This window comes from Micromonospora sp. NPDC049559 (assembly GCF_040676675.1).
In the GTDB taxonomy this organism is placed as follows: domain Bacteria; phylum Actinomycetota; class Actinomycetes; order Mycobacteriales; family Micromonosporaceae; genus JBFAPK01.
In genome coordinates this window covers 67,260-80,343 of sequence record NZ_JBFAPK010000029.1, presented here as the reverse complement: position 1 = coordinate 80,343, position 13,084 = coordinate 67,260, and the positions used below count along the sequence as shown (strand labels likewise).

The 13,084-nt window shown below is 75.0% G+C and carries 10 protein-coding genes; 4 read left to right on the top strand and 6 right to left on the bottom strand.

The window, feature by feature from the left end; translation table 11 throughout:
• Positions 1 to 13: 13 nt before the first annotated feature.
• A complete protein-coding gene (locus AB0J86_RS26900; protein WP_363860394.1) occupies positions 14 to 1,258 on the top strand; it encodes a glutamate-5-semialdehyde dehydrogenase in 1,245 nt (414 codons plus the stop codon).
• A gap of 148 nt (positions 1,259 to 1,406) precedes the next feature.
• On the opposite strand, the gene moeZ is transcribed toward AB0J86_RS26900, so the two are convergent.
• From moeZ to AB0J86_RS26875, 5 genes are all read right to left on the bottom strand, one after another.
• Positions 1,407 to 2,588: an adenylyltransferase/sulfurtransferase MoeZ gene (moeZ, locus tag AB0J86_RS26895; protein ID WP_363860393.1), complete on the bottom strand. Its 1,182-nt coding sequence runs from the start codon at positions 2,586 to 2,588 to the stop codon at positions 1,407 to 1,409.
• Between the two features lie 161 nt (positions 2,589 to 2,749).
• Positions 2,750 to 3,739: a DUF3152 domain-containing protein gene (locus tag AB0J86_RS26890; RefSeq protein ID WP_363860392.1), complete on the bottom strand. Its 990-nt coding sequence runs from the start codon at positions 3,737 to 3,739 to the stop codon at positions 2,750 to 2,752.
• A 98-nt stretch (positions 3,740 to 3,837) separates the two neighbouring features.
• The gene (locus tag AB0J86_RS26885) at positions 3,838 to 4,803 is read right to left on the bottom strand and encodes a DUF3152 domain-containing protein (protein WP_363860391.1); all 966 of its coding nucleotides are present in this window, start codon (positions 4,801 to 4,803) and stop codon (positions 3,838 to 3,840) included.
• Between the two features lie 6 nt (positions 4,804 to 4,809).
• On the bottom strand, positions 4,810 to 5,832 hold the full coding sequence (locus tag AB0J86_RS26880; RefSeq protein WP_363860390.1) for an alpha/beta hydrolase: 1,023 nt from the start codon (positions 5,830 to 5,832) through the stop codon (positions 4,810 to 4,812).
• Between the two features lie 76 nt (positions 5,833 to 5,908).
• Positions 5,909 to 8,302: a hypothetical protein gene (locus AB0J86_RS26875; protein ID WP_363860389.1), complete on the bottom strand. Its 2,394-nt coding sequence runs from the start codon at positions 8,300 to 8,302 to the stop codon at positions 5,909 to 5,911.
• Between the two features lie 354 nt (positions 8,303 to 8,656).
• Here AB0J86_RS26875 and AB0J86_RS26870 point away from each other — a divergent pair, with 354 nt between their 5' ends.
• Positions 8,657 to 9,295, top strand: coding sequence for a TetR/AcrR family transcriptional regulator (locus tag AB0J86_RS26870; protein WP_363860388.1), 639 nt, complete (start codon positions 8,657 to 8,659; stop codon positions 9,293 to 9,295).
• Between the two features lie 275 nt (positions 9,296 to 9,570).
• The gene (locus AB0J86_RS26865; protein WP_363860387.1) at positions 9,571 to 9,795 is read left to right on the top strand and encodes a DUF3107 domain-containing protein; all 225 of its coding nucleotides are present in this window, start codon (positions 9,571 to 9,573) and stop codon (positions 9,793 to 9,795) included.
• Positions 9,796 to 10,112: 317 nt separating this feature from the next.
• On the opposite strand, the gene AB0J86_RS26860 is transcribed toward AB0J86_RS26865, so the two are convergent.
• Entirely contained in the window at positions 10,113 to 10,763 is a 651-nt protein-coding gene (locus AB0J86_RS26860) for a ferritin-like fold-containing protein (protein WP_363860386.1), read from the bottom strand.
• Positions 10,764 to 11,163: 400 nt separating this feature from the next.
• Here AB0J86_RS26860 and AB0J86_RS26855 point away from each other — a divergent pair, with 400 nt between their 5' ends.
• Positions 11,164 to 12,849, top strand: a complete 1,686-nt coding sequence (locus tag AB0J86_RS26855; protein ID WP_363860385.1) for a DEAD/DEAH box helicase — start codon at positions 11,164 to 11,166, stop codon at positions 12,847 to 12,849.
• Positions 12,850 to 13,084: the final 235 nt, after the last annotated feature.

Genomic DNA, 13,084 nt, shown 5'->3' with positions numbered 1-13,084 from the left:
AGAGGAGCTCAAGATGAGCGTCACCGAGCAGGCGCGGCGAGCCCGCGAGGCGGCGAGCGCGCTGGCCACCGCCACCCGGGCCACCAAGGACCGGGCGCTGCACGCGATGGCGGACGCGCTGGTCGCCCGTACGCCGGAGATCCTGGCGGCCAACGCGGAAGACCTCGACGCCGGCCGCGAGAACGGCCTCTCCGCCGCGATCCTGGACCGGCTCGCGCTGAGCGAGGCGCGGGTCGCCGGCATCGCCGACGCGCTGCGGGAGATGGCCGCGCTCGCCGACCCGGTCGGCGAGGTGGTCCGCGGCACGACCCTGCCGAACGGCCTGGAGCTGCGGCAGATCCGGGTGCCGTTCGGGGTGGTCGGGATCATCTACGAGGCGCGCCCCAACGTCACCGTCGACGCCGCCGGCATCTGCCTGAAGTCGGGCAACGCGGCGCTGCTGCGCGGCTCGTCGTCGGCCGCGCGCTCCAACGCGGCGCTGGTCGAGGTGCTCCGGGACGCGGTCGCCGGCGCCGGCCTGCCGGCGGACGCGGTGCAGCTGCTCGACGCCAGTTCCCGCGACTCGGTCAAGGAGCTGATGCGCGCCCGCGGCCTGGTCGACGTGCTGATCCCGCGCGGCGGCGCCTCGCTGATCCGTACCGTGGTCGAGGAGTCGACGGTGCCGGTGATCGAGACGGGTGTCGGCAACTGCCACGTCTACGTGGACGCCGCCGCCGACCTCGACAAGGCGCTGGCGGTCGTGCTCAACTCCAAGACCCAGCGCCTGTCGACCTGCAACACCGCCGAGTCGCTGCTGGTGCACGCCGACGTCGCCGACGCCTTCCTGCCCCGGGTGCTGGCCGCGCTCGCCGAGGCCGGCGTCACCGTGCACGGCTCGCCCGAGGTGGCCGCCCACTCCGCGGCCGTCGTGCCGGCCACCGAGGAGGACTGGGGCACCGAGTACCTCTCCGCGGACATCTCGGCCGCCGTCGTCGGCTCGCTCGCCGCGGCGGTCGAGCACATCCGCCGGTACGGCACCGGGCACACCGAGGCGATCGTCACCGACTCGGTCGCGGCGGCGCGCGAGTTCGTGGCCCGGGTCGACGCGGCGGCCGTGATGGTGAACGCGTCGACCCGCTTCACCGACGGCGGCGAGTTCGGCTTCGGGGCCGAGATCGGCATCTCCACCCAGAAGCTGCACGCGCGCGGCCCCATGGGCCTGCCGGAGCTGACCTCGACGAAGTACGTGGTGACCGGCGACGGCCACCTGCGGGGCTGACCGGGCCGGAGCGGGGTCGCCTGCCGGTCGCCGCCGGTCTGCTCGCCTGAGCCCCACCGCCGGTCCACGTCGACGCGGGGCCCCTTCCGTTGGGAAGGGACCCCGCGTCGACGACCCGGTGTTCGGGGACGGCGTGTTCGGGGACGGCTCAGTACTCAGGCAGCGACGGGTCGACCGTCTTGATCCAGGAGAGGATGCCGCCCTGGACGTGCACGGCGTCGCGGAAGCCGGCGGCCTTGACCGCGGCCAGCGCCTCGGCCGAGCGGACGCCCGACTTGCAGTGCAGCACGATCTGCCGGTCCTGCGGCAGCCGGGCCAGCGCCTCGCCGGAGAGGATGTCGCCCTTGGGGATCAGCGTGGCGCCCGGAATGCTGACGATCTCGTACTCGGCCGGCTCGCGGACGTCGACCAGGAAGAAGTCCTTGCCGGCGTCGGTCCAGTCCTTCAGCTCCCGCGCCGTGATCGTCGAGGAGACCACCGCCGCCTCGGCCTCCGGCGAGACCGCGCCGCAGAAGTCCTCGTAGTCCTCCAGCAGGTCGGTCACGGTCGGGTTCGACCCGCACAGCGCGCAGTCCGGGTCCTTGCGGACCTTGATCTTCCGGTACGACATCTCCAGCGCGTCGTAGACCATCAGCCCGCCGACCAGCGGCTCGCCGATGCCGGTGAGCAGCTTGATCGCCTCGGTGACCTGGATCGAACCGATCGAGGCGCAGAGCACGCCGAGCACGCCACCCTCGGCGCAGGACGGGACCATGCCGGGCGGCGGCGGCTCCGGGTAGAGGCAGCGGTAGCACGGACCGTGCTCGGCCCAGAAGACCGACGCCTGCCCGTCGAAGCGGTAGATCGAGCCCCAGACGTACGGCTTGCCGAGCAGCACGGCCGCGTCGTTCACCAGGTACCGGGTGGCGAAGTTGTCGGTACCGTCAACGATCAGGTCGTACTGGGAGAAGATCTCGCGTACGTTGTCGCGGTCCAGCGCGGTGTCGTGGATCACCACGTTGACCAGCGGGTTGATCTCCCGGATGCTGGCGGCGGCCGACTCGGCCTTGGGCCGGCCGATGTCCGACTGGCCGTGGATGATCTGACGCTGCAGGTTCGACTCGTCGACGGTGTCGAACTCGACGATGCCGAGCGTCCCGATGCCAGCCGCGGCCAGGTACATCAATGCCGGCGAGCCGAGGCCACCGGCGCCCACGCAGAGGACGCGGGCGTTCTTCAACCGTTTCTGCCCCTCGACCCCCACGTCCGGGATGATCAGGTGGCGCGAATACCGACGGATCTCGTCAACGGTCAGCTCGGCGGCGGGCTCGACGAGCGGGGGCAACGGCACGATGGACTCCCCGGTTCCGAATTCTCGCTCAGCCGGGGAGGCTGAGCGTTACGACTGTGGTGTACCCGGGCCATTGTTGCTCGACCGATCGGCGTTCGACCATGAGGTGGGACACCCATCCGGCAGGTGGAACCGGGAACGACCGCGACGGCGCTGGCCGGTCAGGACACCGGCGGGCCGCTGTAGCGCCGCCCGTCCGGGTACGGCCAGGGGTTGGCCAGGCAGCCCTCCAGCCCGTACGTCTGCTGCTGCATCACCGGCGCCGGCCGGCCCTCGCCCGGGCACTCCTCGTGCCCCTCGCCCAGCTCGTGCCCGACCTCGTGGTTGACCGCGTACGCCTGGTAGACCCCGAGCGGGGCGCCGTACTCCGGGATCGCGCCGAACCAGCGGGCAAGATTGATCACGACCTGGCCGGGCAGCCGGCACGAGGTGAACCCCTCGGTCTCCAGGCCCCCCTCGGCGCACATCCGCTCCGAGGTGGCCGGGGTGGCGAGGTAGACGGTGAACTCGGCGGCGACCGCCGGGGGCACCCGCTGGAACCGGACCTGCTCCGACGCGATCCAGCTCCGCGAGTCGCCGAGGATCTCCTCGACCGCATCGGCGAAGCCGGCCGGCTCCTGGCCGGTGTCGTCCTCGGTGGCCACGTGGAAGCGGTGCAGCGTACCGGCCGTACCGAGGATCGGACCCCGGCCGGTGGCGTACCCGAACGTGCCCGGCCCGCGCACCGGCGGTTCGACCCCGGCACCCCCGATGTCGGGGTTGGCCGCGCCGTCGTCCGGTCCGCCGCCCTCCCGGGCCGATCCCGTCGGCTCGTCCCGTTCCAGGGTCGGCGCGGTCGGCCCGCCCCGCTCCCGGGTCGGCGCGGTCGGCTTGTCCCGCTCCCGGGTCGGCGCGGTCGGCCCGCCCCGCGCGGGACCGGCCGCCCGCTCCCCGGTCCCGCCGGACGGCCGCTCGGCGCCCCGCGCCACCGTCGTCGCCGGGGCCGGCGGGCGCTGCCCCGGCACGACGCCCCGGTGCAGCAGGACCACGCCGAGCAGCCCGACCACGAGCAGCAGCAGTACCAGCGCGGCGGCGCGCCCGGGCCGCGGCAGCGCGCGGACCCGGTCCGGGCGGGACCGGGTACGGCGCGGACGGAACGGACGTACTCCCATGGCCAACCCAGACTGCACGAGTCGCACCCGCGCCACGCCGGCTTCGCCGCGGAACGTGAAGGATCACCAGATTCGGTGGTGTCGCGGAATCCGCCCGGTCACAGCGGCGGGCCGGCGTACCGGGCGCCGTCGAGGTACGGCCACGGGTTGGCGGCGCAGCCCTTCAGGAACAGCGTCTGCTGCATCATCACCGGCGCCGGCCGGCCCCGCCCCGGGCAGCGCTCGTGGCGGTGCCCCAGCTCGTGCCCGACCTCGTGGTTCACCACGTAGAGACGGTAGGTGTCGAGCGGGATGCCGGCCGCGACGAAGTGGTCCACCGAGGCGCGCCACCGGTCCAGGTTGATGATCACCTTGCCCGGGGCGCGGCAGGAGGTGTACGGCCGCCCCCCGACCCGGATGTCCACCCCGCCGGCCGCACACATGACCCGCGCCGTCTGGGCGGTGGCCAGGTAGACGGTGAACTCGTACGGGGCGCCGGCCGGCACCCGCTGCAACCGCAGCCGCCCGCTGCCGATCCAGCTAGCGGGATGGGACAGCGCCCGGTCGACCGCGCCGGCGAAGACTCCGACCTCCTCGGTCGCGCCGTTCTCCACCGCCACCCGGTAGCGCCGCAGCGCGCCGGCCCGCCCGAACACCTCGCCCGGCCCGTCGCCGTACCGGAAGCTGCCGGCGCCGCGCTGCGGCACGGGTCCGGGCAGGCGCAGCAGCGGCGTCGCGCCCGGCGCCGGTACCCCGCCCGGGGCCGGCGTGGCACCACCGGCGGCCGGATCGCCGGTACCGGCGGCGGCCGGATGCTCGGCGCGGCCGATCGCCGGCTCGGCGCCGCCGGCGAGCCCCGGAGGTCCGGGCGAGCCGCTCGCGAGCCCCAGCACGCCGGCCCGGGGCGCCCCGGCGCCCGTGCGGGTCGCGATCTGGACCACGGCGACCGCGCCGGCCAGCCCCAGCAGGCTGACCGCGAGCGCGGCGCTCCAGCGTGAGCGCCGTCGCCGGGCCCGGCGACGGCGCTCACGGACGGAAGGGGTACCGGCGGGATCAACTCCCGGAGGCGGCGGCGAGTTCTGCATCACTGGCTAAGAGATCCCCAACCGCCGGAAAGGTTGCACCGGACGCCGGCCGATCGTGTGCGCCAGCCGCGCCGGCTCGGTGCCGCGCGCGGGCGGCTCGTCCAGCAGGGCCGCCACGGCGCGGGCGACGGTACGGGGCAGCTCCATCTGGGCCACGTGTCCGACGTCGAGCATCAGCAGCCGGCTGTCCGGGATGGCCCGGGCGACCTGGGGCGCCACCCGGATGTCCACCACCCGGTCCTGCCGGCCGCCGATGACCAGCGTCGGCGCCTGCACCTGCCCGGCGATCCGCCACAGCGAGCCGGAGCCCGGCAGGTACGCCCGGACGAAGCTGGCCACCAGCCCCCGCAGCGATGCGAGGTACGCGGACGCGTAGTGCTCGACGTCGTAGCGCACCCGGATCTCCTCGATCGCCTCGCGGCGGCGCTGCTCGCTGATCCGGCTCACGTCGGCCACGCACGCCTCGATCACCTGCCGGACCTGCTCCTCCGGCGCGACCGAGGTCAGCTGCCGCTGGGCGAGCCGCACGGCACCCGGCACCGCCAGCAGCGGCACCATCCGCCCCTGCAACGAGCGCCGCGGGTCGAGGAACGGCATCGCCGGCGAGACCAGCGTCAGGGTGCGTACCAGGTCCGGGCGGAGCCCCGCCACCCGTACCGAGATCGCCCCGCCGAGCGAGTTGCCGAACAGGTGCACCGGGCCGCGCCCGGAGTACTCGATGTAACGGATCAGCCAGTTCGCGAAGGCGGGGATCGTGTACCGGCGCGCGGGCTCGCTACGGCCGAATCCGGGCAGGTCGACGGCCTGCCCGTCGAGCCGGTCGGCGAGCAGGCCGGCGAGGTCGGTCCAGTTCTGGGACGAACCGCCGAGCCCGTGCACGTAGAGCGCGGGCTCGGCGCCGGGCGAGGTCGCCGGGGTGTCCCGCACGTAGGCCACCGAGCCGTCGAGCAACACCGGACGGCCCGGCCAGGGTGGCGGCGCGGCCCCCAGCGGGAAGAGGTCGTCCGCCCCGAGAATCGCGCGTTTCATGAATCAAGTGTGCCCCGCGTCGCGGTACGTACCGGCGGACTGACGGTACGCACCCGGCGCGGCGGGCGGGGACGGGTCAGGCCAGCAACGCCTCCAGCCGGCGGTTGACGGCCGCGAGGGTGGCCCGCACCACGGCCTGCCGCGGGTCGCCCGCGACCAGCGCCGAACCGGCGAGCTGCTCGACCCAGCCGTCGCAGACCAGGAGCACCACCACGGTCGCCACCTCGCAGCTGCCGAACGGCACCACCGCCGCGTGCTCGACGAAGCAGCGGCCCCGGTCGGTCAGGCGGGACGAGGTGCGCAGCAGCTTGTCGATCGCCGTCGCCGCGGAGACCGCGCAGAGCCGCAGCACGTACCCGTCCACCGCGGGACCGGTGGCCAGGCCCGCGGCCTCCAGCTCCCCGGCGATCAGCCGTACCTCGACCGTCGCCTCCAGGCCGAACGTGCTGACCTGCACGTGGTCGAGGACGACCCGGGGCCCGGGCGGTCCCCCCGGGTTCAGCGGCCGCGAGGGCGCCGACTCCGTGGTGGTGACCTGGCTGCCCGAGTACGACGTGTTCGCCTTGACCGGGTGGCCGGCGAACGGCCCGACCGGGCCGGCCGGGGTGGGCGAGCCGGGCGGGGCGGCCCGCGTCTCGGTCCGCTCCTCGGTCACGCTCTGCCCTCGGTGCGACGCGGCGCCCCGACGTCGCCGCGACGCGTCCTGGGCCGGCGCGGTGGGCGCCTGGGCGTCGGCCGACCGCCGCTCCGCACCGGCGCGCGGCCCCGGCGGCGGGCTCTGCTCCTCGGCACCGGGCAGGTTCTGCGGCGCCGCGGCCAACCCCATCCGTTCCTGGAGCAGGCGGGCGACGTGCCGGCTGACCTCGGCCGGATCCGCCCCGTCGGAGAGGTCCAGCCGCAGGCTGTGCGCGCCGGCGGGGGTCTTGCGCAGCGAGGCGTCCCGCACTCCGGCGACCCCCCGGACCGCCGCGAGGATCGCCTCGACGTCGAAGCCCTCCGGCCGGTCCTGTACCGGGGTGGGCGCCTCCTCGCGGCGCAGGTGCGTCGCGGTCCGGGCCAGTTCCGGGGTCTCCGCGGCCGACTCGGCCGGCGGCTCGGGCGCGGTCGGCACGTCGGGCTCGGCCGGTACGCGCTGCGGCAGCGCCTCGGGGGCGTGCTCGACGGGCCGGGCGGCCGGCGGCGGTACGGGCTCCCCGGCCGGCCGCTGCGGGGGCTGCGGGGGCTGCGGTCCGGGGTACGCGGGCGCGCCGGGGTAGCCCGGCTCACGCGGGGCCGGGTACGCGGGCCCGCCGGAGACCGGCGGGTAGCCGGGCGCCTCGCCCTGGTACGGATGGCCCCCGGGGCCGCCCGCGGGCGGCGGATACGCGATCCCCTCGGGCTGCGCCGGATAGGCCGCGAGTTCGGGCTGTCGCGGGTACTCCGGCTGCTGCGGGTACGCCGGCCCACCGGAGGCGGGCGGGTACGCCGGCCCACCGGACGCGGGCGCGTACGCCGGCTCCTCCGGCTGCTGGTGCGGATCCGGCGCGTATTCCGGCTGCCGGGGGTAGCCCGGGGGCTCCGCGGTCGCCCCGTACGCCGGGGGCGCGGATGGCGGCTCGGGCAGGCCCTGTGGGGCATCGCCCCAGCGCGGCGCCCAGTCCGCCCGGCTCCGTCGCCCGCCGCCCTCCGCGGCGGCGGCGGACCAGGACGGCGCCCAGCTCGCGGCCCACTCGCCGGTGGCCCGGGGCGCGGGCTCGACCTCGGCCGGGGCGGCGCTCACGGGGGCGCGATCCGGCTGCTCGCTCCGCTCCGGCCGCTCGGGGCCGCCCCGCGCGGGCGCCGGTTCGCGCTCGGCGGGCCGGAATCCCGGGGGTGGCTCCGGTGACTCGCCCGGACCGGGCGCGGGCTCCGCGCCGGGTCGTTCGTGGCCGGCGGGCTGGAACCCCGGCGGCACGTTCGCTCCCGCCTCGAACTCCTGCCGGCCCGGAACCTCCCCGGGCGGCTGGGCCGGCCCGCCCGGCCGCGCGTCGGCGGCGGGCTGCGCCGGTATCGCCGGCGGGGTGGCGCTGGCCGGCGGCGCCGAGGCCGGGGCCGAGCGGAGCCGCTCCCGCCACCGCGACAGCTCGGTCGGCTGCCCGGGGGCGGCCGGCGCGGACTCGTCGAACGCGTGCCGGGCCGCCTCCGCGTTCTCCGACGACTCAGCCTGCGGCGCCTGGACGGCGGGGCGTTCGGCCGGCGGCTCACTCGCCGGCGCGGGCCGCTGTGCCGGCACCGCGAGCCGGTCCCGAACCGGCTCGTCCGGCTCCGCGTCCTGCGGGTACGGCGGACCGCTGGCGGGCGCGCGTACCGCCGTCAGCGGTGGCTCGGCGACGTGCCGCTCGTCCCGTCCGGCACCGTTGGCCGGTTGCCGGCCGTTGCTGGCCGTCCGGGTCTGCGGCGCCGGTATCGCCGGCGGGAACGGGGCCGGCAGGTCGGCGTAGCGCGCGGACACGTCCGCCCATCCCGGTGTGGGAATCGCTGTCGCCGGTTGTGCCCAGCTGGGTCGGGTCGGCTCGGCTCCGGGTTCCGCGGCGGGCTTTGGCCAGCCGGCCCCGGCCGGTTCCCAGCCACTGGCCGGCCGGGCCTGGTCCCCCTGCGGACCTGCCCCGTTGCCGTTCTCACCCGGTGCGGCGGCCCCGGGTTGCCCTGTTTCGTCCACCGTGCGCTCCTTGGTCGCCCCCGCTGAGGCTACCGTGTGGTGACAGTGGCGATAAGTTACAGCGGCGGGCTAATTCGACGAGCGGGCGATGGGGTCCGATCGGTTCGATCAAGGTCGAACGCGGGCGAGGTTGACTCGGAGGTACCGATGACAGTGGCGGGCAACGGCGCACAGACGGCGGGCCGACCCACCCGGCTGCCCCGGTCCGCGCGGCGGAAGCAGTTGCTGGCCGCGGCTCAGGAGGTGTTCGTCGCCCAGGGTTACCACGCCGCCGCGATGGACGACATCGCCGAGCGGGCGGGCGTCTCCAAGCCGGTCCTCTACCAGCACTTCCCCGGGAAGCTGGAGCTCTACCTGGCGCTGCTGGACACCCACTGCGACGCGATCGTCGCGAAGGTCCGCGGCGCGATGGCGGCCACCACCGACAACAAGGACCGGGTCAGCGGGGCCGTCCGGGCGTACTTCGACTTCGTGGACCACGAGAGCGAGGCGTTCCGGCTGGTCTTCGAGTCGGACCTGCGCAACGAGCCGGCCGTACGGGAGCGGGTGGAGCGGGTGGAGCAGGGCTGCATCGCCGCCATCACCGACACCATCATCTCGGACACCGGCGTCAGCCGGGCCCGCGCCGAACTGCTCGCCTCCGGCCTGGTCGGTGCCGCCGAGACCGCCGCCCAGTTCTGGCTGGCCAGCGGCCGTCAGGTGCCGAAGGACGAGGCGGAGAGCCTGCTGAGCGCCCTGTCCTGGCGGGGCATCGCCAGCTTCCCACTCCAGGGCGAGCCGGCCTGACGGCGCGGGGCGACGGCGTGCCACACGCGTTGCGTGCGGCGGTACCCGCGCAGCTGCGGCACCGGCGCGAGGACCACGAGGCACCCGGCGCCGGCCGCGCGAACGACGGCGGCCCGGCGAACGGCGGTGTGGCGAATCCGGACCCGGGGCGCCGGGGTACGACGATCGTGACAGACCGACCCGAACGTGACAAAGCGAGTCGGCCTGACAGTTGCCCGCCACGATCGGCTAGCCTTCCCAACGGCGCAGTTTCCGCTCCAATTGAGGAGGCTCCAGTGGAGGTCAAGATCGGCGTGCAGTACGCGCCACGTGAGCTGGTGTTGGAGAGCGGGCAGACGCCGGCCGAGATCGAGCAGATCGTCGCCGACGCCATCGCCAACCAGGGCACCCTGATGCTGACCGACGAGAAGGGTCGTCGGGTCATCGTCCCGGTCAGCAAGGTCGCCTACGTGGAGATCGCCGAGGCCGCTCCGCGGGCGGTCGGCTTCATCGCCCGCTGACCCCGGCCGCCGGCCACGCCCGCACCGCCCGCGGCACCACCCGCCGCGGGCGGGCCCCAGCGAGCAAACGCAGAGATTCAGCGAGCAAGCGCAGCGGCGCCGGCGTCACCCGAAGCCGAGGAGCGCGCCCGCGAGGCCCGCGTCCGAGCACACGCGGGCGAAGCCCGTCGTGCGCGCAGGACGCCCCAGCGAGTGCGCGTAGCGGCGCCGGCGTCGTCCTGAGCCGAGGAGCGCGCCGCGAAGCGGTCGCGCCCCGCAGGCGAAGGACGATCGCCTCTCAGGCGCCGCGAAGCGCACGAGCGCAGCAAAACAGCAGTTCAGTTGTTCAGGCCCACGGCGGCCATGCGGGACGTGTGTGCCGTGGTGAGCCGCGTGAACAACTCCGAGACCTCGCCGCCGGTACGGGCCACGACCAGGGCGGTCAGGGCGTCCCGCTCGCCCGCCACCCGTACCGCCTGGGAGAGCCCCTCTCCGACCAGCCGGCGGGCCCACATCGACAGCCGGTTGGCGACTTTCGGGTCGGCCGCGATGGCCGCCCGGATCTCTCCTCCGGCGAACTCGTCGTACTGCGGGTCGTGCAGCACGTCGAGGACGAGGCGCCGGTCGGGTTCGGCGAGCGATCCGGCGATCTCGCGGAAGAAGTCGTCGGCGATGGCGTCCCCGACGTACGCCTTGGTCACCGCCTCCAGCCAGTCCTTCGGCTCGGTCGAGTCGTGGTACGCCTGGAGCGCGTCCACGTACGCCGCCATGGCCGCACCGGGGTCCGCCCCGAGTTCCACGATGCGGTCGGCGAGCCGCCGGTAGCTGCCGATCTTCTTGGCGGCCATCTCGCTGAGCAGGGCGCGACGGCGCAGGTCCGGTGCGAGCCGCGCGTCGGCGGCGATCCGGTCGAAGGCGAGCAGTTCGCCGTAGGCGACCAGGCCCAGCAGGTCGGTGACGGAGCCGGGCACTGCGGTGGGGGCGGGCACGACCGGAGGTTACCGCCCCGACGGGACGCCCACGGTTACCCACGACATAACGGGCCTCGTCGATCTAGGGCAAATCCGCGTGATTGGAGATCAAACCACAAGGATTTGCCCTAGATCGACGAGGGGGTCAGCGCGGTGCGACCGCCGGAAAGTGTGAAATGCCACACGGACTCACCCCGCGCGACAGGTGCGAGTTCGGAGTCGGGACGGCTTCTGCCCGGCTCAGGTAGCATGGAGCAGTTGCCGCAGGACTTGACATCTTCGACCTGCCTGTCCGCGGCGCGCGTGCGGCCCGGTCCGATCTCGGCGTCACGCCGTCGAACCGTGTGGCCCGCGCCATACCGAAACCGCGCCCTATGGACTGACGGGGCGCACCACGAGAGGGCACCCCCACAATCACATGAGCGAACACATCCAAGACAGCACCACATCGGGCGCGGAACCGACCGGCACCATGCCGGTACGTCCCGAGGCGCCCACCTTCGCGGATCTCGGCGCGCGGCAGGAGACCGTCGAGGCGCTGGCCGCCGTCGGCATCACCCGCGCCTTCGCCATCCAGGAGTACGCGCTGCCGATCGCGCTGCGCGGCAGTGACCTCATCGGCCAGGCGCCGACCGGTACGGGCAAGACGCTCGGCTTCGGCGTTCCGCTGCTGGAGCGCGTCTTCTCGCCCGCCGAGGGCGGCGACGGCCTGCCCCAGGCGCTGGTGGTCGTACCGACCCGGGAGCTGGGCCTGCAGGTCGCCAAGGACCTCGCGGCGGCCGGCCGCACCCGGGGCGTACGCGTCCTGCCGATCTACGGCGGCGTGGCGTACGAGCCGCAGGTCGACGCGCTGCGGCGCGGCGTGGAGATCCTGGTCGGTACGCCCGGTCGACTGATGGACCTGGCGAAGCAGAAGCACCTGCGCCTGGACCGGGTACGCGCGCTGGTCCTCGACGAGGCGGACCGGATGCTCGATCTCGGCTTCCTCGACGACGTCGAGAAGATCCTGGCGATGCTGCCGGAGGACCGGCAGACCATGCTCTTCTCGGCGACCATGCCGGACCCGATCGTCGCGCTCTCGCGGCGCTTCCTGCGCCACCCCGTGACGATCCACGCCGGGCACACCGCGGAGACCGGCCCGTCACCGCTGACCCGCCAGCTCGTCTACCGCACCCACTCGATGAACAAGATCGAGATCGTGGCCCGGATCCTGCAGGCACACGGGCGCGGCCTCACGATGATCTTCACGCGTACCAAGCGCGCGGCCGACCGGGTCGCCGAGGACCTGGACTTCCGCGGGTTCGCGGTCGCCGCGGTCCACGGTGACCTGGGCCAGGGTGCCCGGGAACGGGCGCTGCGGGCGTTCCGCTCCGGAAAGATCGACATCCTGGTCGCCACCGACGTCGCCGCCCGCGGGCTGGACGTCACGGGCGTGACCCACGTGATCAACTACGACTGTCCCGAGGACCAGGACACCTACACGCACCGGATCGGGCGTACCGGCCGGGCCGGCGCCACCGGCGTCGCCGTGACCTTCGTCGACTGGGACGACATGCCCCGGTGGCGGATCATCGACAAGACGCTGGGGCTGGAGATGCCCGAGCCGCCGGAGACGTACCACACCTCGGCGCACCTCTACACCGACCTGGACATCCCGACCGACGTCACGGGCACCCTGCCGAGCGCCGACCGCACCCGCGCCGGCCTCTCGGCCGAGGTCGAGGAGGACCTGGGCAGCCCGAGCCGCGGCGGACGCCGGGGCGAGGGGCGTGGCCGGTCCCGCCCCCGCCGCGCCGGAGGCCGTGCCGGCACCGCCCCGGCCGGGGAGGCCGAGGAGACCGAGGAGGTCGCCCGTACCCCGCGCCAGCGGCGACGTCGGCGCGGCGGTCAGGTCGTGACCGGGGCCGAGGAGGGCGGCGCCGTCGAGACGGCGGCACCGGCCGACGCCGAGCAGCCGGCGGCGAGCGTGGCCACGGTGGCGGGCGACGACGAGGGTACGGCCAAGCCCCGCCGCCGGCGCCGGCGCCGCTCGGGCGGTTCCCGTACCGGATCCGGCGCCGGCGACACCGGTGCGGCCGAGACGAACCCGCCCGCGACCGCCTGACGCCATCCGGTGGCGGCGGACCCGCCGCCGACCGACTCCAGACAGGGACGGCATCTCGCCGTCCCTGTCTCTTTCGCCCTGGCCCGCTCCGGCACCCCGCCGGAGCTGGGCAGGGCAGCCCGGCGGGGCGCCGGTGCGACCGGGGTCGCACGGGCCACGGTCCCGCCGGCCGGGACACGGCCTAAGCTGGAACGCCGGGCCGGCCGCCGGAGGCCACGGCCAGGCCGGGAAATCG